At 61.2% G+C, this 20,847-nt stretch carries 22 protein-coding genes and 4 tRNA genes; 21 read left to right on the plus strand and 5 right to left on the minus strand.

All coding sequences use genetic code 11. The features are described from left to right. Nucleotides 1-460 precede the first annotated feature (460 nt). The 11 genes from ACEN8Q_RS01855 (at nucleotide 461) to ACEN8Q_RS01905 (ending at nucleotide 11,138) form a co-directional block, all read left to right on the plus strand. The gene (locus tag ACEN8Q_RS01855) at nucleotides 461-1,357 is read left to right on the plus strand and encodes a VOC family protein (protein ID WP_413704406.1); all 897 of its coding nucleotides are present in this window, start codon (nucleotides 461-463) and stop codon (nucleotides 1,355-1,357) included. Nucleotides 1,358-1,368: 11 nt separating this feature from the next. Next, nucleotides 1,369-2,250 (plus strand): CoA transferase subunit A, encoded by an 882-nt coding sequence (locus tag ACEN8Q_RS01860; protein ID WP_413427842.1) that lies wholly within the window; start codon nucleotides 1,369-1,371, stop codon nucleotides 2,248-2,250. Nucleotides 2,251-2,262: 12 nt separating this feature from the next. Next, entirely contained in the window at nucleotides 2,263-3,051 is a 789-nt protein-coding gene (locus ACEN8Q_RS01865; protein WP_413704407.1) for a CoA-transferase subunit beta, read from the plus strand. A 23-nt stretch (nucleotides 3,052-3,074) separates the two neighbouring features. After that, nucleotides 3,075-3,947 carry an enoyl-CoA hydratase gene (locus ACEN8Q_RS01870; RefSeq protein WP_413704408.1) on the plus strand — a complete coding sequence of 291 codons (873 nt, stop codon included), beginning with the start codon at nucleotides 3,075-3,077 and terminating at the stop codon, nucleotides 3,945-3,947. Nucleotides 3,948-3,949: 2 nt separating this feature from the next. Then, nucleotides 3,950-5,017, plus strand: a complete 1,068-nt coding sequence (locus ACEN8Q_RS01875) for an NAD(P)H-dependent flavin oxidoreductase (RefSeq protein ID WP_413427839.1) — start codon at nucleotides 3,950-3,952, stop codon at nucleotides 5,015-5,017. Between the two features lie 30 nt (nucleotides 5,018-5,047). After that, the gene (locus ACEN8Q_RS01880; protein ID WP_413427838.1) at nucleotides 5,048-5,803 is read left to right on the plus strand and encodes an enoyl-CoA hydratase family protein; all 756 of its coding nucleotides are present in this window, start codon (nucleotides 5,048-5,050) and stop codon (nucleotides 5,801-5,803) included. 10 nt (nucleotides 5,804-5,813) lie between these two features. Then, complete coding sequence (locus tag ACEN8Q_RS01885) at nucleotides 5,814-6,980, plus strand: acyl-CoA dehydrogenase family protein (RefSeq protein WP_413427847.1); 1,167 nt, start codon at nucleotides 5,814-5,816, stop codon at nucleotides 6,978-6,980. Between the two features lie 10 nt (nucleotides 6,981-6,990). Continuing rightward, nucleotides 6,991-8,046: an acyl-CoA dehydrogenase family protein gene (locus tag ACEN8Q_RS01890; RefSeq protein ID WP_413704409.1), complete on the plus strand. Its 1,056-nt coding sequence runs from the start codon at nucleotides 6,991-6,993 to the stop codon at nucleotides 8,044-8,046. Nucleotides 8,047-8,249: 203 nt separating this feature from the next. Continuing rightward, the gene (locus ACEN8Q_RS01895) at nucleotides 8,250-9,398 is read left to right on the plus strand and encodes an acetyl-CoA C-acetyltransferase (RefSeq protein ID WP_413704410.1); all 1,149 of its coding nucleotides are present in this window, start codon (nucleotides 8,250-8,252) and stop codon (nucleotides 9,396-9,398) included. Between the two features lie 162 nt (nucleotides 9,399-9,560). Then, complete coding sequence (locus tag ACEN8Q_RS01900) at nucleotides 9,561-10,436, plus strand: SDR family oxidoreductase (RefSeq protein WP_413427835.1); 876 nt, start codon at nucleotides 9,561-9,563, stop codon at nucleotides 10,434-10,436. A 192-nt stretch (nucleotides 10,437-10,628) separates the two neighbouring features. Then, the gene (locus ACEN8Q_RS01905) at nucleotides 10,629-11,138 is read left to right on the plus strand and encodes a DUF1993 domain-containing protein (protein WP_413427834.1); all 510 of its coding nucleotides are present in this window, start codon (nucleotides 10,629-10,631) and stop codon (nucleotides 11,136-11,138) included. A 186-nt stretch (nucleotides 11,139-11,324) separates the two neighbouring features. On the opposite strand, the gene sstT is transcribed toward ACEN8Q_RS01905, so the two are convergent. Continuing rightward, nucleotides 11,325-12,557 (minus strand): serine/threonine transporter SstT, encoded by a 1,233-nt coding sequence (sstT, locus tag ACEN8Q_RS01910; RefSeq protein ID WP_413427833.1) that lies wholly within the window; start codon nucleotides 12,555-12,557, stop codon nucleotides 11,325-11,327. A 304-nt stretch (nucleotides 12,558-12,861) separates the two neighbouring features. Here sstT and ACEN8Q_RS01915 point away from each other — a divergent pair, with 304 nt between their 5' ends. After that, nucleotides 12,862-14,016, plus strand: coding sequence for an MFS transporter (locus ACEN8Q_RS01915; protein ID WP_413427832.1), 1,155 nt, complete (start codon nucleotides 12,862-12,864; stop codon nucleotides 14,014-14,016). Between the two features lie 5 nt (nucleotides 14,017-14,021). Here ACEN8Q_RS01915 and nhaR read toward each other — a convergent pair whose 3' ends face one another. Continuing rightward, the gene (gene nhaR, locus ACEN8Q_RS01920; RefSeq protein WP_413427831.1) at nucleotides 14,022-14,921 is read right to left on the minus strand and encodes a transcriptional activator NhaR; all 900 of its coding nucleotides are present in this window, start codon (nucleotides 14,919-14,921) and stop codon (nucleotides 14,022-14,024) included. Between the two features lie 135 nt (nucleotides 14,922-15,056). Here nhaR and ACEN8Q_RS01925 point away from each other — a divergent pair, with 135 nt between their 5' ends. Beyond that, a complete protein-coding gene (locus ACEN8Q_RS01925) occupies nucleotides 15,057-15,299 on the plus strand; it encodes a hypothetical protein (RefSeq protein ID WP_413427830.1) in 243 nt (80 codons plus the stop codon). A gap of 29 nt (nucleotides 15,300-15,328) precedes the next feature. Next, entirely contained in the window at nucleotides 15,329-16,078 is a 750-nt protein-coding gene (locus tag ACEN8Q_RS01930; RefSeq protein WP_413427829.1) for a TerC family protein, read from the plus strand. Nucleotides 16,079-16,157: 79 nt separating this feature from the next. Here ACEN8Q_RS01930 and ACEN8Q_RS01935 read toward each other — a convergent pair whose 3' ends face one another. Continuing rightward, nucleotides 16,158-16,325 (minus strand): hypothetical protein, encoded by a 168-nt coding sequence (locus ACEN8Q_RS01935; protein WP_413427828.1) that lies wholly within the window; start codon nucleotides 16,323-16,325, stop codon nucleotides 16,158-16,160. 179 nt (nucleotides 16,326-16,504) lie between these two features. Here ACEN8Q_RS01935 and ACEN8Q_RS01940 point away from each other — a divergent pair, with 179 nt between their 5' ends. The 3 genes from ACEN8Q_RS01940 (at nucleotide 16,505) to ACEN8Q_RS01950 (ending at nucleotide 17,758) form a co-directional block, all read left to right on the plus strand. Next, on the plus strand, nucleotides 16,505-17,239 hold the full coding sequence (locus ACEN8Q_RS01940; protein WP_413427827.1) for a peptidase C39 family protein: 735 nt from the start codon (nucleotides 16,505-16,507) through the stop codon (nucleotides 17,237-17,239). Nucleotides 17,240-17,333: 94 nt separating this feature from the next. After that, entirely contained in the window at nucleotides 17,334-17,540 is a 207-nt protein-coding gene (locus ACEN8Q_RS01945) for a DUF6021 family protein (protein ID WP_413704411.1), read from the plus strand. A 17-nt stretch (nucleotides 17,541-17,557) separates the two neighbouring features. Then, complete coding sequence (locus ACEN8Q_RS01950; protein WP_413427825.1) at nucleotides 17,558-17,758, plus strand: hypothetical protein; 201 nt, start codon at nucleotides 17,558-17,560, stop codon at nucleotides 17,756-17,758. A gap of 56 nt (nucleotides 17,759-17,814) precedes the next feature. Here ACEN8Q_RS01950 and pbpG read toward each other — a convergent pair whose 3' ends face one another. Then, on the minus strand, nucleotides 17,815-18,753 hold the full coding sequence (gene pbpG / locus ACEN8Q_RS01955) for a D-alanyl-D-alanine endopeptidase (protein WP_413427824.1): 939 nt from the start codon (nucleotides 18,751-18,753) through the stop codon (nucleotides 17,815-17,817). Between the two features lie 236 nt (nucleotides 18,754-18,989). Then, complete coding sequence (folD, locus tag ACEN8Q_RS01960) at nucleotides 18,990-19,844, minus strand: bifunctional methylenetetrahydrofolate dehydrogenase/methenyltetrahydrofolate cyclohydrolase FolD (RefSeq protein ID WP_322615469.1); 855 nt, start codon at nucleotides 19,842-19,844, stop codon at nucleotides 18,990-18,992. Between the two features lie 274 nt (nucleotides 19,845-20,118). Between folD and ACEN8Q_RS01965 the strand changes: the two genes are divergently transcribed. From ACEN8Q_RS01965 to ACEN8Q_RS01980, 4 genes are all read left to right on the plus strand, one after another. Further along, nucleotides 20,119-20,195: transfer RNA gene (locus tag ACEN8Q_RS01965), tRNA-Arg, on the plus strand. 32 nt (nucleotides 20,196-20,227) lie between these two features. After that, nucleotides 20,228-20,303: transfer RNA gene (locus tag ACEN8Q_RS01970), tRNA-His, on the plus strand. A gap of 57 nt (nucleotides 20,304-20,360) precedes the next feature. Continuing rightward, nucleotides 20,361-20,445, plus strand: a tRNA-Leu gene (locus ACEN8Q_RS01975). 77 nt (nucleotides 20,446-20,522) lie between these two features. After that, a tRNA-His gene (locus tag ACEN8Q_RS01980) sits at nucleotides 20,523-20,598 on the plus strand. The last annotated feature ends 249 nt before the right edge of the window (nucleotides 20,599-20,847 follow it).

Genomic DNA, 20,847 nt, shown 5'->3' on the forward strand with positions numbered 1-20,847 from the left:
AATATTTTCGCGTACGAATCAGATGACAAAAAATTGAGTGAGCTAAGTGATACGGAGCGGCAGTTGGTCATCCAGTACTGCAAGTACCGGCTAGGTATAAAAACGACGTTGAAAAACCAAAACGAACTTGAAAAATGTAAAAGAAGGTAGGTTTCATATCTTTCTCAAACGGGCCTTTCTGGCCCGTTTTTTTGCCCGTAACACCACCCCTGTAGGAGCGAGCTTGCTCGCGATGGTCGTCAACGATGACGCGGGCTGTCTGATGCCCCGTGGTGTCTGGTCGTCCATCGCGAGCAGGCTCGCTCCCACAAGTTATTTTTGATGCCCCCAGCCATCAAATCCGCTAGTCCCATTGGACGATGTTGCCCCTCGCCGAACCCGTTTGAATAGGCCCTACATAAAGTCTCCCCCGGCAGTCGCCGAAGGGCGGCACCGCCTGAGAAAAACGAGGAGTGCATCCATGGATATCCGCGGTCTGGGTTACGTCACCCTGTTATCCAGCGACCTGGCGCAATGGCGCCACTACGCAAGCCAGGTGCTGGGCATGATGGTCATCGGCAGCGATGACGACGAGTACCTGTACCTGAAAATGGACGAGCGCCACTACCGCATCCTGGTGCAGAAAAGTGTCGGGAACGGCTTCGGTGCCTGCGGCTGGGAAGTGGCTGGCAAAGCGGCGCTGGAACAGGCGGTCAGCGAGTTGCAGCAAGCCGACGTGCAGGTGACCCGTGGCACCGCCGCCGAGGCCGAACTGCGCAAGGTCCAGGAGTTGGTGCACTTCAGCGACCCGGACGGCAATCGCCACGAGTTGTTCTGGGGCCCGTTGCAGGACTTCGCCCGTTTCGTTTCGCCGGTGGGCGTCAAGGGTTTCGTCACCAACGAATTGGGCATGGGCCATGTGGTACTGCCAGCGCCGGCCTTCGAGCGCTGCCGCGACTTCTACGAGCAGGTACTCGGTTTCGGCCTGTCGGACCTGATGAAAGTGCGCTTCACCCCGGACCCGGCCGAACCGCAAAAGCGTATTCACTTCCTGCACTGCAACAACGGCCGGCACCACTCGCTGGCAATTTTCGAGTGCCCGATGCCCCACGGTTGCGTACACATGATGGTCGAGGTCAACGCGCTGGACGAAGTCGGTCGCGCCCTGGACCGCGTCCACGCCAACGGCGTGAAGCTGTCGGCCACCCTCGGCCAGCACACCAATGACCAGATGATTTCTTTCTACATCAAGACCCCGTCCGGGTTTGACCTGGAGTACGGCTGCGACGGCCTGGTGGTCGACTGGGATCGCCACACACCGTTTGAAAGCACCGTGGTCAGCCACTGGGGCCACGACTTCAGTGTCGGTCGCCAATGAGGAACATGACGATGGACAAGCAAATGACCACCGCCGAGATCGTCGGCCAACTGCGTGACGGCATGACCATCGGTATCGGTGGCTGGGGCCCGCGGCGCAAGCCGATGGCGCTGGTGCGCGAGATTCTGCGCTCGGACCTCAAGGACCTGACCGTGGTCGCCTACGGCGGTGCCGATGTCGGCATGCTCTGTGCCGCCGGCAAGATCAGGAAACTGGTGTTCGCCTTTGTCTCCCTGGATTTCATTCCGCTCGAGCCGTACTTCCGCAAGGCGCGACAGGAAGCGGCGCTGGAAGTGATGGAGATCGACGAAGGCATGCTGTTGCTCGGTCTGCGGGCGGCGGCGATGAACGTGCCGTTCATTCCGACCGCCGTGGGCCTGGGCACCGATGTGCTGCGCCACAACCGCCAGATCAAGTTGATCGCCTCGCCCTATGCCGATGGCAAGGACTGGGTGGCGATGCCGGCGCTCAAACTCGACGCGGCGCTGGTCCACGTCGACCGTGCCGACAAACGCGGCGTGTGCCAGATCAGCGGCCCGGATCATTACATGGACGACCTGTTCGTGCGCGCCGCGACCCACAGCTACGTGACCTGCGATGAGCTGGTCGACAGCGAGTATTTCCATCAGGACAGCACCCACGCACATCAAGTGTTCTGGGAACGCAACCTGACCACCGCCGTGGCCCACGTGCCGGGTGGGGCGCACCCGTCGTCCTGCGCGCCGCTGTACGGTTTCGACGTCGCGCACTTCAAGGCCTACAACGCCACGGCCCAGGCGGCCGATGGCTGGCAGGGCTACGTGCGCGACTACGTCGACTGCACCCACGAACAGTATCTGGAAAAGGTCGGCGGCCTGGCTGCGATCCGTGAACTGCCGTTGCCGATTTTCTAAGGGAACCTTCCGATGAGCACTACTACTTACAGCCTCGCCGAACTGATGATCTGCGCGGCCTCTGAAGCCTGGCGCGAAGACGGCGAAGTGTTGGCCACCGGCATCGGTGTGATCCCGCGTCTGGCCGCCTCGCTGGCCATGCTGACCAGCAATCCGCAACTGCTGATGACCGAATCCGAAGCCTACATGGTCGCCGAGCCAGTGCCATTGGGCGCACGCAACGGCTACGAGCCCAAGCGCGACAGCTGGATGGGCTTCTCGCGAATTTTCGACAACGTCTGGGGTGGCAAGCGCCATGCGCTGGTCGGCCCGACCCAGATCGACCGCTTCGGCCAGGCGAACATTTCCTGCATCGGCGACTACGCCAAACCCAAGGCGCAGATGCTCGGTGTGCGCGGTTTCCCCGGCAACTCGATCAGCCACGCCAACTCGTTTTGCGTGCCGAGCCACAACCGTCGGGTGTTCGTCGAAGGCGAGGTCGATATGGTCGCCTCGGTCGGCTACAACCCGGCCCGCCTGGCGCGAGGCTGGAAGCTGGACGACATCGATATCCGCCTGATCATCACCGACCTCTGCGTCCTGGATTTCCAGGGCCCGCAGCGGCAGATGCGCATCCGTTCGCTGCACCCCGGCGTGACCGCGGCGCAAGTCCAGGACAACACCGGCTTCGAGTTGCACGTACCGGACGACTGCCCGACCACCGCCGCACCGACTGCCGAGCAGTTGCAACTGATCCAGCGTCTGGACCCGCACAACCTGCGCGCCCTGCAACTTAAAGACAACCCGCCAGGCCAACGCTGAGCAACGCGTTGCGGAGAAAAGTGATGGCTGAAGATAACGATAACAACCAGGCCGACGTGGTGCTTTACGAAGTGCAAGGCGCGGTGGCCCTGGTCACCATGAACCGCCCCGAGTACCACAACGCGCAGAACTCGCAGATGACTTACGCGCTGGACGCGGCGTTTCGCCGGGGCTGCGATGACGATGAAGTGAAAGTCATCGTGTTGCGCGGCGCCGGCAAGCATTTCTCCGCCGGGCATGACATCGGCACCCCGGGCCGCGACGTCGACAAGACCTTCGACCGCGCCAGCCTGTGGTACGACCATGTGAACAAACCGGGCGGCGAGTTTCTTTATGCCCGCGAGCAGGAGGTCTATCTGGGCATGTGCCGGCGCTGGCGCGAGATGCCCAAGCCGACCATCGCCATGGTCCAGGGCGCGTGCATTGCTGGTGGACTGATGCTGGCCTGGGTCTGCGACCTGATCGTCGCCAGCGAGGATGCCTACTTCGCCGACCCGGTGGTGCGCATGGGCATTCCCGGGGTCGAGTATTTCGCCCACGTGCATGAATTGAACCCGCGCATCGCCAAGGAATTTCTCTTTCTCGGCGAGCGCATGCCGGCGCCACGGGCCTATCAGATGGGCATGCTCAATCGGGTGGTCCCTCGCGACGAGCTGGAACAACAGACCCTCGACATCGCCGGGCGCATCGCACAGATGCCGCGCCTGGGCCTGCAATTGAGCAAGCAGGCGGTGAACAACGCCGAAGACTTGATGGGCAAGCGCGCGACCATGGACATGGTGTTCGGCTTGCATCACTTCGCCCACGCCCACAATGAACTGGTGTCCGGTGACCGTCTCGGCGGCTACGACGCCAAGGCCATGGCCAGTTCGCAACGCAAAGCGGGCGGGGCGTGAGCATGGCGATCTCGTTGAATACCCGATTGACCGAACTGCTCGGTTGCCGTTATCCGATCATCCAGACCGCCATGGGCTGGGTCGCCGACCCGAAACTGGTGGCGGCCACGGGCAATGCCGGTGGCTTCGGTTTTCTCGCCGGGGCGACCATCGAACCGCAGCAGATGGAAGCAGCGATTATCGAGACCCGGCGCCTGACCGATCAGCCGTTCGGCGTGAATTTTCACATGTACCAGGCCAATGCCGGCGAGATCGTCGAGCTGGTGTTGCGCCACAAGGTCCGGGCGGTGAGCTACAGCCGTTCGCCCGGCAAGCAAATGATCAGTCGCCTGAAGGATGCCGGCGTGGTGTGCATTCCCACGGTGGGTGCGCTCAAGCATGCACAGAAAGCCGTGGAAATGGGTGCCGATGCGGTGACTGTGCAAGGCGGCGAGGGCGGTGGGCACACCGGTTCCGTGCCGACCTCGATGCTGCTGGATCAGGTGGTCAACGCCGTGTCGGTGCCCGTGGTGGCAGCCGGCGGTTTCAAGGACGGCAAGGGCCTGGTCTCGGCCCTGGCCTATGGTGCCGAGGGCATCGCCATGGGCACGCGTTTTCTGATGTGCGCCGACAGCCCGGTGCCCCAGGAAACGCTGGCGCGTTACCTGGCAGTAAAGGACCCGGCGGCGATCATCATCAGCCGTGCCATCGACGGCATGCCGCAACGGATGATCCGCAACGAATTGCTCAACCAGCTGGAAAACAGCGGCGGTCTCAAGCGCCTGTTGCTGGCGTTGCGCAGTGGCCTGGCTTACCGCCGTCACACCGGCATGAGCCTGACTCAGTTGCTCGGCAGTGCCTTGAAGATGCGCGGTGCCGGGGAGCTGACCGCCGCGCAAAGCATCATGGCCGCCAACGCGCCGATGGTGATCCAGAAAGCCATGGTCGACGGGCAACCGGCCGCGGGCGTATTGCCCGCCGGGCAGATCGCCGCATCCATCGACAGCTTGCCCAGCTGCGCCCAATTGATTGAACAGATCGTCCGCGACGCCGAAGCGCGCCTGGGCGAGCTGTGCCGCCGTGTGTCGTGAAGGGGCCATGTATTGTGAAGGAAGGAAACCATGAAACCATTTAGCGTCAGCATCGATAACGGCATTGCCGAACTGGTCTTCAACCGGCCACCGGTCAACGCCTTCAACTGCCAGGGCTGGGCCGATATCGCCAGCGAAATCGAGGGCCTGGGCCGCCACAGCGACGTGCGGGTGATCGTGATCCGTGCCGAAGGTCGCGGCTTCTGCGCCGGGGTCGACATCAAGGAACTGGCCGCCGACGGCAACCTGATCGTCGCGGTGAACAAGGGCAACTACGACAGCTTCAAGGCCATCCACCGTAACCCGAAACCGGTGATCGTCGCCGTGCACGGCTTCGTGCTGGGTGGCGGCATCGGCATTTGCGGTGCCGCCGACATCATTGTCGCTGCCGAGTGCGCCACCTTCGGCGTGCCGGAAGTGGATCGCGGGGCCATGGGCGGCGGCGCGCATTTGCAGCGGCTGTTCCCGGTGCAGAAGGTCCGCCACATGTATTTCACCGGCGAGGCCATCGACGCCGCCGAGGCTTACCGCCTGGGCGCGGTGGAACGGGTGGTCAAGCGCGAAGACCTGCGTGAAGCCGCGTTGCAGATCGCCCGCACCATCGCCGCCAAGAGCCCCGGCATGATCAGCCTGGCCAAGGAAGCGCTGACCGGCATCGAAGACGGCAATCTGGAAGACAAATACCGCTGGGAGCAGGGCTTCACCCTCGAAGCCTACCGCTCACTGGACTCTCAGGAAGCACGCGACTCGTTCGTCGAGAAACGCGATGCCCGATTCAACGGCTGAAGGCATATTCATGGACCTGACCTATACCCCGGCCCAGCAGGCCTTTCGCGCCGAGGCGCGGACCTGGCTGGCGGCCAATGTACCGAGTGAACCGCTGCAATCGTTCGACACCGAACAGGGCTTTGCCGAACACCGTGCCTGGGAAGCAAAACTCAACGAAGGCCGATGGGGCATGGTCACCTGGCCGACCGAACTCGGCGGGCGCGGCTGCGACCTGATCGAGTGGCTGATTTTCGAAGAGGAATACTACCGTTCCGGGGCGCCGGCACGGGTCAACCAGAACGGCATCTTCCTGCTCGGCCCGACCCTGATGGAGTACGGCAGCGAAGAACAAAAGGCACGCTTTCTGCCGCGCATGGCCACCGGTGAAGACATCTGGGCCCAGGCCTGGTCCGAACCGGGTGCCGGTTCCGACATGGCGGCGATCCGCTCCAAGGCTGAACGGGTTGGCGACCACTATGTGATCAACGGCCAGAAAACCTGGTCGACCCGCGCGGTATGGGCCGATTGGGCGTTCGGCATTTTCCGTACCGACCCGCAGTCCCAGCGCCATAACGGGCTGACGTTCATCCTGCTGCCGCTGAATACGCCAGGCATCACCGTGCGCCCGATTCCGCAGCTCAACGGCCTGCCGGGCTTCGCCGAGATCTTCTTCGACGACGTCAAGGTGCCGCTGGAAAACGCCCTCGGTGGCGAAGGCATGGGCTGGCACGTGGCGATGTCCACCGCCGGCTTCGAGCGCGGTTTGCTGCTGCGCTCACCGGCGCGCTTCCAGGAGACCGCCAGGCGTCTGGTGCAGTTGTACCTGGCCAACCGTGAGCAGGCCGACCGCGACCCGGCCATCGGCGAGGCGGTGATGCGTGCCTGGCTCGATGCCGAGGCCTACACCCTGGGCACCTACATGACCGCTTCGCAACTGGTGCAGGGCGGCAAGATCGGGCCGGAATCGTCGACCAACAAGATCTTCTGGTCCGAACTTGACCAGCGCATGCACGACACCGCCATGAGCATTCTCGGATTGCGCGGCGAGCTGCTGCCCCAAGCCCCGGCCGCCGGTGACGTCGGGCATTGGCTGGAAGGTTTCCTGTTTGCCCAGGCCGGGCCGATCTACGCCGGCACCAACGAGATCCAGCGCAACATCATCGCCGAACGCATGCTCGGCATGCCGCGTGCCTGAGGAATAGACCATGGACTTTAGTTTCAGCCGCGACCAACTGCTGTTTCAGGACAACATCCGCAGCTTCCTGATCAACGAAGTCACCCCGGAACGCATTCGCGAACTGTGGCTCAGCGACAGCGGGCGCAGCGAGCGCCTGTGGGCCCAATTGGTCGAGCTGGGCCTGACCGCGCTGACCGTGCCCGAGGCGCAGGACGGCATGGGCATGAATGAGCTGGATTTCGTGCTGATTGCCCAGGAATGCGGTTACGCCGGCCTGCCCGAGCCGCTGGTGGACACCATGCTGGTCGGCGTGCCGTTGCTCGCTGCCCTCGACGGGCAACAGGCAACGCTCAAGCAATACTGGTTGTCGCGGGTCGCTGAGGGCAATGCGCGGCTGGCGGTCGGCGAGCCCGGTAACCCGCTGGTCAGTGATGCCCATGTTGCCGATCTGCTGTTGTTGGCCAATGGTGACGAAGTACATGCGCTGGAGCGCGATGCCGTGCGCCTGACCCGCAACGAGTCGGTCGACCCGAGCCGTCAGTTGTTCCAGGTCGAGTGGACGCCAACGCCCGCCACCTGCGTCGCAAGTGGTGAGCAAGGCCGGCGTTTGTGGGCGGCCGCCTTCAACCGTGGCGCCCTTGCCAGTGCCGCGCAATTGCTGGGGTTGGCCAAGCGCATGGTCGACCTGGCGGTGGACTACACCTTCGAGCGCAAACAGTTCGGCAAACCGGTCGGCTCGTTCCAGGCAGTCAAGCATCTGATGGCCAACGTCGCGGTGCAGATCGAGTTCGCCAAAGGCCCGCTGTACCGCGCCGCTTATGCGCTGGCCGAGCAGCAAGCGGGGCAGGACGTGCTGGTGTCCCACGCCAAGCTGGCCACGGCGGAAGCGGCCTTGCTCGCCGCGAAGAACACCATCCAGGCCCATGGCGCCATGGGGTACACCTGGGAAGTCGACTTGCACCTGTTCATGAAACGCGCCTGGGCGCTGGACAAGGTCTGGGGCGATCGCGGCCTGCACAAGGGGCGGATTCGCTCGTCCCTGTTCGATGGCGCTCCCGTGCTGGGTGCCGGCAGTACTTTCTGACGGCAACTGTAGTTGATACCGGTCAGTAATGGTGCCGTGAAACCTGTGGGAGCGGGCTTGCTCGCGAAGGCGGCATGGCAGGCAACATCATTTTTGAATGTGCCGGCGTCTTCGCGAGCAAGCCCGCTCCCACAGGTAATGCGGCGCTCCTACTGACGGGCATTGGCGAATGTGCCTGACTTCAACTGATTCCGAGGTAAACCATGCCTGAAGCCTATATTGTCGACGCCCTGCGTACGCCCACCGGGCGGCGCAAGGGTGGTCTGAGCCAGATTCACGCTGCCGACCTGGGCGCCCACGTATTGCGCGCGCTGGTCGAGCGCAATGACATTCCCGACGAGGATTACGACGACGTGATCTTCGGCTGTGTCGACACCATCGGCCCGCTGGCCGGTGACATCGCCCGCACCAGTTGGCTGGCCGCCGGCCTGTCGCAATCGGTGCCGGGTACCACCATTGATCGCCAGTGCGGTTCGTCCCAGCAAGCGGTGCACTTCGCCGCCCAGGCGGTGATGAGCGGCACTCAGGATGTGGTGGTGGCCGGTGGCGTGCAGACCATGACCCAGATCCCGATTTCCTCGGCCATGATCGCCGCCGAACCCTTGGGTTTCAGCGATCCGTTCAGCGGTTCCGAGGGCTGGGTGCGGCGCTACGGTGCGCAACCACCGACCCAGTTCCGGTCGGCGCAGATGATCGCGGAAAAATGGGAACTGTCCCGGGCGCAGCTTGAAGCCTATTCGCTTGAGTCCCATCGACGTGCCTTGCAGGCCATAGAGCAAGGCCGCTTCAACCGCGAGATCGTGCCGCTGGCCGGTGTGCTGCATGACGAGACCCCGCGCCAGACCAGCCTGGAAAAAATGGCCGAGCTGGAATTTCTGTTCGGATGTGACCGGGTGACCGCCGCGGTATCCAGCCAGACCTGCGACGCGGCCAGCGCGATGCTGATCGTCTCGGAGGCGGCGCTCAAACGCTACGGCCTGACGCCACGGGCGCGTATCCATCACTTGAGCGTGCGCGCCGAAGACCCGGTCTGGATGCTCACCGCGCCGATCCCGGCCACGGCCTACGCACTCAAGCGTGCCGGCATGAAGCTCGAAGACATCGATCGAGTCGAGATCAACGAGGCCTTCGCTTCGGTGGCCATGGCCTGGTTGAAAGAGACTGGCTATCCCCACGAACAGACCAACGTCAACGGCGGCGCGATTGCCCTCGGCCATCCGCTGGGCGCCACCGGTACCCGCTTGATGTGCAGCCTGCTGCATGAGCTGGAGCGCAGTGGTGGTCGCTTCGGCCTGCAGACCATGTGCGAAGGCGGCGGCCAGGCCAACGTGACGATCATCGAACGTTTGTAAACCAGGATGCACACCGATCCTGTAGGAGCGAGCCGGCTCGCGATGGTCGTTAACGAATACGCGGGGTATCTGGATAACCGCGTCGTTCTTGAGTCCATCGCGAGCAGGCTCGCTCCTACAGAAGATTGTGTCGACCAGTGATGAATTTGAAGGATGTAGAACATGAAAATCTGTGAAAACCGTGTCGTCATCATCACCGGTGCCGGCGGTGGTCTGGGCCGGGCCTACGCACTGGCCTTCGCCGCTGAAGGCGCGAAAGTGGTGGTCAACGACATCAACCGCGACGCGGCGCTCGCCGTGGTCGGCGAAATCCTCGGGCAGGGCGGCAGTGCCGTGGCCAACAGCGACGACATCACCCGCTATGACTCGGCGGGGCTGATCGTGCGTCAGGCCATCGAAACCTTCGGCGACCTGAACGTGGTGGTCAACAACGCCGGCATCTGCCGCGACCGCATGTTCGCCAGCCTCAGCGAAGCCGACTGGGATGCCGTAGTGGCGGTGCACCTGAAGGGCCACTTCTGCATTTCCAGCCACGCCGTGAAGTACTGGCGAGAGCAGGCCAAGGGCGGCGCCAGGGTCGATGCGCGGATCATCAACACCAGTTCCGGCGCGGGTTTGCAGGGCTCCATCGGCCAGTCCAACTACGCGGCGGCCAAGGGTGGTATTGCTTCGCTGACGCTGGTGCAGGCGGCTGAACTGCGCCGCTACGGGATCACCGCCAATGCCCTGGCGCCGGCCGCGCGCACCGGCATGACCGAGCAAGTGTTCGCCGACACCATGAAAAAGCCTGAAGAGGGCTTCGATTACTTCGCCCCGGAAAATGTTGCGCCGCTGGTGGTGTGGCTCGGCTCCGAGGCTTCCGCCGAGGTGACCGGGCAGATGTTCGAAGTCGAGGGCGGCAAGTTGTCGATCGCCGATGGCTGGCGCCGTGGTCCGCAACTGGATCGCCAGGGCCGCTGGGCGGTCGGCGAGATGGGCGAAGCCGTCGCACAGCTGGTGGCTCAGGCCGTTCCGGCGGCCAAAGTTTACGGCAGCTGAAAAAGACCGGTCTCGAAAGGCCCGTGCATGGCTATAATCGGCCCCTGATAGCGATCACCTGTAGGAGCGAGCTTGCTCGCGATGGACTCCAGCGCAACGCGTTTATTCAGACTGGGCGCGTTATCGTTAACGTCCATCGCGAGCAAGCTCGCTCCTACAGATGACCCATGTTCCCTCCAGATGAGACCTGCCATGACCATTTCCCTGTACGACGCTTCCGTGCCTGTTTTCCAGCAAATGCTCAACGCCCTGAGCGATGTACTGAAAAAGGCCGAGGCTCATGCCACCGAAAAAAACATCGACCCTAACGCACTCCTGCAGGCGCGCCTGTTCCCGGACATGTTCCCGCTGGTGCGTCAGGTGCAGATCGCCGTTGATTTCAGCAAGGGCGTTAGCGGTCGTCTGGCTGAGGTCGAGTTGCCGAAGTACGACGACAGCGAAACCACCTTCGCCGAACTGCAAGCGTTGATTGCCAAGGCACTGGCCTTCATCGGCTCGATCGAGCCGGAGCAGATCAACGGCAAGGAAGGCATCGAGATCGTCACCCGTCCGGGCACGCCTAAAGAGAAACGCTTCACCGGTCAGGCCTACCTGCTGACCTACGGCCTGCCGCAGTTCTTCTTCCATGTCACCACCACTTACGCACTGCTGCGCCACAACGGCGTGGAAGTGGGCAAGCGCGACTACATGGGCGCGTTCTAAACCGTCCAGGTACAAAAAAGCCCGCCAAGGTTCGCGCCTTGGCGGGCTTTTCGTTACTGATCATTTTTCAGGTACTCCGCTGGACCTGTGGGAGCGGGCTTGCTCGCGAAGAGGCTGTCAGTTTCAACATCAACATCGACTGATAAACCGCTTTCGCGAGCAAGCCCGCTCCCACAGGGAGATGTGTCAGGCCAGGCGCTCGGCTTTTTGCTCTTCGCCCAGGCAGGCCGCCGCGGTGAACAGCACATCGGTAGACGAGTTCAGTGCAGTTTCGGCCGAATCCTGCAACACGCCGATGATGAAACCGACCGCCACCACCTGCATGGCGATTTCGCTCGGAATGCCGAACAGGCTACACGCCAGCGGAATCAGCAATAGCGACCCACCGGCCACACCCGAAGCACCGCAGGCGCAGATCGCTGCAACGACACTCAGCAGGATCGCGGTCGGGATGTCCACGGCGATGCCCAGGGTATGCACGGCTGCCAGGGTCAGCACGGTAATGGTGATCGCCGCACCGGCCATGTTGATGGTCGCGCCCAGCGGGATCGACACCGAATAGGTGTCTTCATGCAGGCCCAGTCGCTTGCTCAACTCCAGGTTGACCGGAATGTTCGCCGCCGAGCTGCGGGTGAAGAACGCGGTGATGCCGCTCTCGCGCAGGCAGGTCAGGACCAGCGGGTACGGGTTGCGGCGCAGTTTCCAGAAGACAATGATCGGGTTCATCACCAGCGCCACGAACAACATGCAGCCCAGCAGCACGGCCAGCAGGTGCGCGTAGCCGATCAGGGCGCCGAAGCCGGAGATGGCGAGCGTCGAGGCCACCAGGCCAAAGATGCCCAGCGGGGCGAAGCTGATCACCAGACGCACGATCACCGTCACGCCGTTGGACAAGTCACCGAGCACTTCACGGGTGGTGTCGCCGGCATGGCGGATGGCAATGCCCATGCCGATGGCCCACGCCAGAATGCCGATGAAATTGGCGTTCATCAGTGCGCTGACCGGATTATCCACCACGCTGAGCAACAGGCTTTGCAGCACTTCGCCAATCCCGCCCGGTGCAGTCACGGCAACGTCCTGGGTCGACAGTGCCAGGCTCGACGGGAACATCATGCTGACAACCACCGCGACGACGGCGGCGGCGAAAGTACCCAGCAGATACAAGAACAGAATCGGTCGGATGTGGGTTTCCTGACCGTGTTTATGGTTGGCAATCGACGCCATGACCAGCACAAACACCAGGATCGGTGCGACCGCTTTCAGCGCAGAGACAAACACTTTGCCGATGAATGCCGTGGACCTGGCCACGTCGGGGGCAAACAGGGCCAGGGCAATACCGGCGATCAGGCCGATCAGGATCTGCGTGACCAGGCTCAAGCGTTTCAGGCGTTGCAATAGGGAAGGGGATGAAGCGGTCATAAAACGGCATCTCTGATTTTTTAGGTGCAGGGTTTCGCAGGTGTGCAGCAACGAACAGGGCAGGCCGCAGGCAGGAAACCGAAAAGGGAATACTGGGTGTACGTTTTCAAGGGCGCGGACTTTATCACGGGCAGGCACGATCTTTCAGACCTGTGACGAACTGCCACCATGGCATTCAACGAGATAGGCAGGTTCGTGCAACCGCGTTTGGAAACACTCTGTTAAGATTCGCCATCCTCATTTTCATGTCTGCCAGTGGGCCTTCGGGTCATCGCTGGTGTCGTCGTTTTTTCTGGAGTTCTGCATGCTGTTGCCCATTCTTCTGTTGTCTGCCGCCGGTTTCACGGTGCTGACCACGGAATTCATCATCGTTGGCCTGCTACCGGCCATCGCCCGCGACCTGGACGTCAGCATCCCGCAAGCGGGTTTGCTGGTGACGCTGTTCGCCTTCACCGTGGCCGCGTTCGGGCCGTTCCTGACGGCGTACTTCGCCCGCTTCGAGCGCCGCAAGCTGTTCATTTCGGTGCTGATCATGTTTGGCCTGGCCAACACACTGGCGGCGCTGGCGCCGAACATCTGGGTGATGGCGTTTGCCCGGTTGATCCCGGCGCTGGGGCTGCCGGTGTTCTGGGCGCTGGCCAGTGAAACGGCGGTGGACATCGTCGGGCCGGATTACGCCGGTCGCGCCATCGCCAAGATCGGCTTCGGCATCGTTTGCGCCACGGTGTTCGGCATTCCGGTGGGCACGCTGATTTCCGATGCGTTCGGCTGGCGCAGTGCCTTTGCCATTCTGGCGGTCATCGCTTTTGCCAAGGCGTTGCTGCTGTTTATCTACCTGCCCAAGACCCATCTGCACCAGCATCAGGTGAGCCTGCTGTCGCAGTTCAAGATCCTGCGCAGCCCGCTGATGCTCGGTCACGTGCTGCTGTCGGTGGTGGTGTTCAGCGGTATGTTCACCGCCTACACCTACCTGGCCGACATCCTCGAACGCCTGGCCGGTTTCAATGGCACGGTGGTCGGCTGGTGCCTGATGGGCTTCGGCGCGGTCGGGCTGATCGGCAACTCCCTGGGCGGCAGGGCGGTGGATCGTCATCCGCTGATGGCGTCGATGATGTTCTGCGCGTTCATGATTGCCGGCTTGGTGGCGCTGGTGCCGAACATTCATTCGCCGCTCGGTCTGGCGGCGGCGATGGGCATCTGGGGCGTGACCCAGGCAGCGTTGTTCCTGGTCAGCCATGTGCGCCTGATGAAAGCTGCGCCCGAGGCGCCGGCGTTTGCCGCGTCGCTGAACATCGCCGGGGCCAACCTCGGGATCGGCCTGGGCGCGATGATCGGCGGCCGGGTGATCGACAGCGTCGGCCTGCAAGGTCTGGGTTTCGCCGCGGCGGCTTTTATCCTCGCCTCGATCCTGTTGGCCATTGCGCTGATGACGTTCAAGCCCCGGGAAGTCTGCGCCTGATCGTTTTAAATCGCGGTAAACAGTTCGCGTCGGGCACCTTCGGTAATGGCAACAATGCCGGGGTGCCTGACCTTGCGTTCCACTGAGATGGCATAGAACGACTCGCTCACGGCGTCGGTCTGGCCGATCACCTCCACGCCATATTGGCGTTGCACTTCATCGGCAATCACGCTCGGGCCGATGAAGATCCCGCTGCCGGATTGGCCGAAGGCCTGCATCAGGGCGCTGTCGTCGAACTCGCCGATAATCTGCGGCTGGACCTGCTGCTCGGCGAACCAGCGCTGCAAACGGCTGCGCACCACGGTTTCCGGGCCGGGAATCAGCAGTGGCGCACCGTGCAGGTTGCGCGGGAAGTCCCGGCCGTAACGTGCCGCCAGCTCAGGGGTGGCGAAGAAGCTGATCCCGCATTCACCGAGTTTCTGGCTGTAGCCCTTGATGTCCAGGTGCGACGGCATGGGGCTGTCGGAAATCACCAGGTCCAGGCGCTGGATCGCCAGGTCGGCCAACAAACGTTCAAGCTTGTCTTCACGGCAGGTGATGCGCAGCGGTTCGCTCAGCTCCATGGTCGGTGCGATCAGGCGGTAGACGATGGATTTGGGCACCACGTCGGCCACGCCGACGCGAAACAGAATCTGCTGCTCATTGGGTTGTGCCCGCAGCATCAGTTCCAGCTCGCCACCCAGCTGAAACATTTGCTCGGCGTAGGGCAGTGCCTGGCGTCCGGCCTCGGTCAGTTCAAGCTGCCGCCCGACGCGCCGGAACAATTCAATGCCAAAGGTCTGTTCCAGCAGTGAAATCTGCCCACTGATGGTTTGTGGCGTGAGGTTCAGTTGCTCGCAGGCGCGCACGATGCTGCCGGTCTTGGCCACCACCCAGAAGTAATGCAATTGCCGATAGTTGAGCATGATGATCTACAGTTCGTAAAAATCGAAGTATAACCGCTGAAAATACGAATTTTCCTGAAGTATTCACTTCCCTAGAATGCATCGCTATCAACGGGCCATCGTTCAGGTCCCGTTTGTTCTATCGAGGAAAGCATCATGAAGCTGAAAACCACGGCACTGTTGATCACGTCTTTACTGGTACTGGCCGGTTGCGACCAGGCCGAGAAAAGCGCGCAGCAGTTGATGGGCAAGGCCGCCGAAAGCGCCAAACAGGCAATTGACGATACCCACAAGGCCGCCGAGCAGGCGCTCAGTGACGCCACCAGCGGGTTGATCAGTAAAAAAGAATCAGCGGAACAAGAATCGGAAAAAACCGAATCTTCCTCCCAGGAAATCTAAACCGTATTACAACGAGTCAGGACTGACCCATGGACTACCTTTTACAACTTGCCGCCAGCCCCACCGCCTGGGTCGCCCTGGCCACCCTGATCGTGATGGAAATCGTGCTCGGCATCGATAACCTGATCTTTATCTCGATCCTGACCAACAAGCTGCCCTTGCACAATCGTCAGAGGGCACGACGCATCGGTATCGGCATGGCGTTGATCCTGCGTCTGGGCTTGCTGAGCACCATCGCGTTCATCGTTCAGTTGACCGCGCCGGTGATCGAGATTCTCGGCCACGCGTTCTCCTGGAAAGACATGATCCTGATCGCCGGTGGCCTGTTCCTGTTGTGGAAGGCGACCACCGAGATCCATCACAGCATGGACCCGGCCCCGGAAGATCCGAAATCGGCGACCTCGACGGTGACCCTGGGCTTTGCTGCGGCGATCGGTCAGATCCTGATGCTGGACATGGTGTTTTCCATCGACAGCATCATTACCGCTGTCGGCATGACCGAGCATTTGCCGATCATGGTCATCGCGGTGGTGGTGTCGGTGTTGGTGATGTTGTTGGCGGCTGATCCGCTGGCCAAATTCATCAACGACAACCCGACGGTGGTGATGCTGGCCCTGGGCTTCCTGATCATGATCGGCATGACGCTGATCGCCGAAGGCTTCGGCGCCCACGTACCGAAAGGCTACGTCTATGCGGCCATGGCATTCTCGGCTTCGATCGAGGTGTTGAACATGATGTCCCGCCGGGCCAGAGCGAAGCGTTTAGCCGCTGAGGCCTGACCGTCGCTGAAAGATACGGCCGCCTGAACTCCCGGGAGTGCAGGCGGCCGTTTTTATTGGTGTCGGGTAAGCGTGTTTGTCAGTGAGCGTTGGCGTGTTTGCGCTGCGTCTCGTGCGCTTTGGGCGCAGGTGCGGGTTGAACCGGGTGATGGTGGCGGCGAGTAATGCGCAGCACGCCCCACAGCATGGCGGCGGCTACCGCCAGCCAGCTGCAAATCAACATCGCAATGATCATGGCCAGGCTCATCTGTGCCTCCTCTTTGCCCTGCTGCGGGCACACACGCTTCGCTGTCGTCCCTTCAGAAAACAGTCTAGCCGCTGCTGTATTTCAGGCTATTGACCGAAAGTCGGCAGTCATCAACCAGTTCGCTCTATCGAATGCACTCGACTGCCGTTTAAAGCTATACCGAAGCGGCGCGGCGACCTATGATCGACGACCAAGCCGGGAATCGGATTGCCTGGCGTCTGAACCTGAACAAGAGAGAGATGATGGTGCGGGTATTTTCTCGAATTTTGTCGGCCATGCTGATAGCCGGTTGCGTGGCGGGTCTGGCGGGCTGTGCCGGGAGCGTTGCGCCCGAGATCAAGCGATTGCCGGAGCGAGTCGAGCTCAGCGGCCGATTTTACCGCGGCGATGCGTATCAAAGCGGGCCGCAGGTGTTGGCCAGCATGCTGTCCCAGCAGGGCATCGTGATCACCCCGGGTTTGCTCGAAAAACCCTTGCATTTGCCAGGTGGTGAAGCTCAGTTGCAACAGAATATGCAGAACCTGGCGCGCGAGTACGGGATGCTCGTTTATCCCCTCGACAGCAACCTTGCGGCCTTGTTGACGCAAGTCGCCGCCGGTTATCCGGTGATGGTGCGCTTTACTGAAGGCTCGGCCATGTGGGCCGAGCCGCGTTACGCCATTCTGGCCGGCTACAACCGCCAGAAGCAGACGGTGCTGTTGCGGGCCGGGATGGATCGCCGCGAACTGATGAGCTTCAGCTCCTTCGAGTCGGCGTTCAAGGGCGCCGGCGGTTGGGCCGTGCTTATCCAGAATCCGACACAGATCCCGGCTCAGGTCGATCAGCAACGCTGGCTCAAGGCTGCCAACGATCTGGCTCAGGCCGGTCAGGAGCAGGCCGCCGCCAAGGCGAAAAAAGCCTTGGCCGCGCACTAAGTCCGTTTGTCACCCGGCGGGCACCTTCGCTCGTCGCCAGCCTCCAATTCTTATGGGCCCGCAACATTATCCGGGCCGAGATCAGGAGGCACCGATGGCTCATTCCACAACGCCCGACGGTCCGCACTCGTCCGAACATTCGTCTGGCAATGAGCTGGGTTTCGACCCCGATTCCCCGGACCTTGCCGATCCACAGGTCGACCCCATCGGGCCTGCCAAGGCACCGAGGGACGTGAAACCGGGTGACAATCCCAAGGCTCCGGCAAAGCCCTATGATCCACTGGGTAATCTGAAGCCTTAGGTCCAATGGAGGTGCGTATGTCCACTGATTCCAGTTTCGACGACAAACGTCCGGAAACTGTCCCCACAACTCCCGAAAATAGCACCGACCCGGTGATGGATCCCGACAGCCCGTTGAGGGATCCTCTGGCGCGGCCAACGACGCCGAAGGGGTGGCGGGATCCGAGTACCGGTGATGGCATTCCGGATGACGACCAGATGCCGTTGCCCAACGATTAAGTGTCAGGCGAAAAAAAGCCCCGAATGATCGGGGCTTTTCGTGGGTTGCCGCTTTGTTACTTCGAGGCTTCAACCACACCGCTTTGGCGGTGCTTGAGGTTTTTATCCGATTTGTATTGCAAGGCAACCGACGGCACGGTCGCGCCCTTGCCGGTTTCAACCCAGTTGCGGATGCGCGTGGCATCGGCAAAGTGGGTGTATTTGCCGTAGGCGTCGAGGATCACCAGCGTAACCGGGCGGTTGCCCATGTGCGTCACCAGTACCAGGCAGTGGCCTGCTTCGTTGGTGAAGCCGGTTTTCGTCAACTCGATGTTCCAGTTCGGCTTGCCGATCAAATGGTCGGTGTTGCGAAAGCCCAGGCTGTAGTTGGGTTTACGGAACGATACGGTTTTTTCCTTGGTGGTACTCAATTCGGTCAGCAACGGATACTTGTGTGCGGCGACCAGCAGTTTGCTCAGGTCGCGGGCGGTGGATACGTTGCGCGGCGAGAGACCGGTCGGCTCGACGAAGTGCGTGTTGGTCATGCCCAGCGCCCTGGCCTTGGCATTCATCGCGGCAATGAACGCGGCGTAGCCACCCGGATAGTGGTGCGCCAGACTGGCGGCGGCGCGGTTTTCCGAAGACATCAATGCAATCAGCAGCATTTCCCGGCGCGGCATTTCGCTGTTGAGCTTGACCCTGGAGAACACACCTTTCATTTCTGGCGTGTCGCTGATGTTGATATTGATGTATTCGTCCATGTTCTGGCGGGCTTCAACCACCACCAGGCCCGTCATCAGCTTGCTGACCGACGCGATCGGAACGACCACGTCAGGATTGCTGGCGTAGATGACTTTATTGGTCTGTAGATCCATGAGTAGGGCGCTGCCGGAGGCGATCTTGAGATGTGCGGTATCTCGAGGTGCAGCCGTGGTGTCGCCAGCGCTGGCAACAGGCGTGATGAAAGTCCCTGTAACTGCAAAAAATAGGCTCAGGATGGAAAGACGGATTTTCACGCTGGCAGACTCGTAAAGTGTTGATAAGCCGTTCTGTAACGGGCTATTTCGTAAAAGCGCGACATTCTGGAGTATGGCTGAATAACTGTCGATGGTTGTTCAAGTAACAGGCGAAAGTCCTGAGAAACATGAAAAAAAAGTCATTTTCCGGCGGGCGGTCGAGGGTTTTTCACAGGCCAAAAAAACCCCGCCAGTGGCGGGGTTCCTTGACTCGCTGTGAGCGTGCGCGTTGAAGCTTAGCCGTGCAGGGTTTCAGCGGCGTACAGGGTGTTTTCCAGCAGGCAGGCGCGGGTCATCGGGCCAACGCCACCGGGTACCGGGGTGATCCAGCCGGCGCGGGGCAGGGCGGTTTCATAGATCACGTCACCGACCAGTTTGCCGTCGTCCTGACGGTTGATGCCGACATCGATCACGATCGCGCCTTCCTTGATCCATTCGCCCTTGACCAGGCCCGGCTTGCCGGCGGCGACAACGACCAGGTCCGCACGGCCGACATGACCGGCCAGGTCCTTGGTAAAGCGGTGGGTGACCGTCACGGTGCAGCCGGCCAGCAGCAATTCCATCGCCATCGGGCGGCCAACGATATTGGACGCGCCGACAACCACGGCATTCATCCCGTAGAGATCGGCACCGGTGCTTTCCAGCAGGGTCATGATGCCTTTGGGGGTGCATGGGCGCAGCAACGGGATACGTTGGGCCAGGCGACCGACGTTATAAGGATGGAACCCGTCGACGTCTTTATCCGGACGAATGCGCTCCAGCAGCCGGGAGGCGTCCAGGTGTTCGGGAAGCGGAAGCTGAAGCAGAACGCCGTCGATTGCAGGATCGTCGTTCAGGCGATCGATCAGCTCGGTCAGCGCTTCTTGAGTGGTTTCGGAAGGCAGGTCATAAGCTTGGGATAGAAAGCCGACCTCTTCACAGTCTTTACGCTTGTGCGAGACATAAACCTGAGAGGCAGGATCGCTGCCGACCAGGATCACCGCAAGGCCGGGCGTGCGCAGGCCTTGCTGGCGACGCTCGGTGACACGTTGGGCGATCTGCTGGCGCAGGCTGGCGGCGATCGATTTGCCGTCGATTAGTTGTGCAGTCATTGCGCGTGATTAACCATCGAGAGGGGAAAAAAAGAGAACGCATTCTCGCATGTCATGCGGTGAGGGCAAAGGCGCTTGGTCTGCAAATTCCCCTAACTCCTTTAATTAAATGAATTTTTTTTAAAAAGGATTTGACGACCTTCGGGGGGCTCTATACTATTCGTCGCACTTGTCGGGCACAGCCTAGCACTGGTTAGGAAGGTTGAGCGGAATTACGGTTCTGCGAGACTGGAAAGCACTTAGTTTGTAGTCCTCCAAGGTTACAGCTAACAAGGCGCCCGTAGCTCAGCTGGATAGAGCATCCGCCTTCTAAGCGGATGGTCGCAGGTTCGAGTCCTGCCGGGTGCGCCATTAGGCAGCTTTGGCACAAGTAGCGCAATATGGTGGGCGTAGCTCAGTTGGTAGAGCACGGGATTGTGACTCCCGTTGTCGTGGGTTCGATCCCCATCGTCCACCCCATATTTCGAAAGGCGCCAGATTAACAGTCTGGCGCCTTTGCTTTAAAAGGCTTCATCCGCGGATGTGGTGGAATTGGTAGACACACTGGATTTAGGTTCCAGCGCCGCGAGGCGTAAGAGTTCGAGTCTCTTCATCCGCACCAAATAAAGCTTCACTCAGGTTGTTGGCCTGGCTGGAGCTTCATAAAGAAGTTGTTTGGCTTCTTTAACAGGCAATATGGTGGGCGTAGCTCAGTTGGTAGAGCACGGGATTGTGACTCCCGTTGTCGTGGGTTCGATCCCCATCGTCCACCCCATATTTCGAAAGGCGCCAGATTGAAAAGTCTGGCGCCTTTTTTGTTTCAGCGGCCGCAGGTTCAGGGTCGCAGGGGCAGGGCGTTTCGTCGTATTTATGTTTCTCGATGATGCTGTCCTGCCCGCCGGCCTTGCTTGCGAGATCGGCTGTCAGGGGGATGACTGGCGACCTCTTCAATATATGAAAAGGTCGGCGCAGAGCCCTGGCGTGATTGGCTGTATTTGCCATCGGGGCGAGGTGCATTCGTGCA

The organism is Pseudomonas sp. Pseusp16 (assembly GCF_047324915.1).
Lineage (GTDB): Bacteria > Pseudomonadota > Gammaproteobacteria > Pseudomonadales > Pseudomonadaceae > Aquipseudomonas > Aquipseudomonas fluorescens_CD.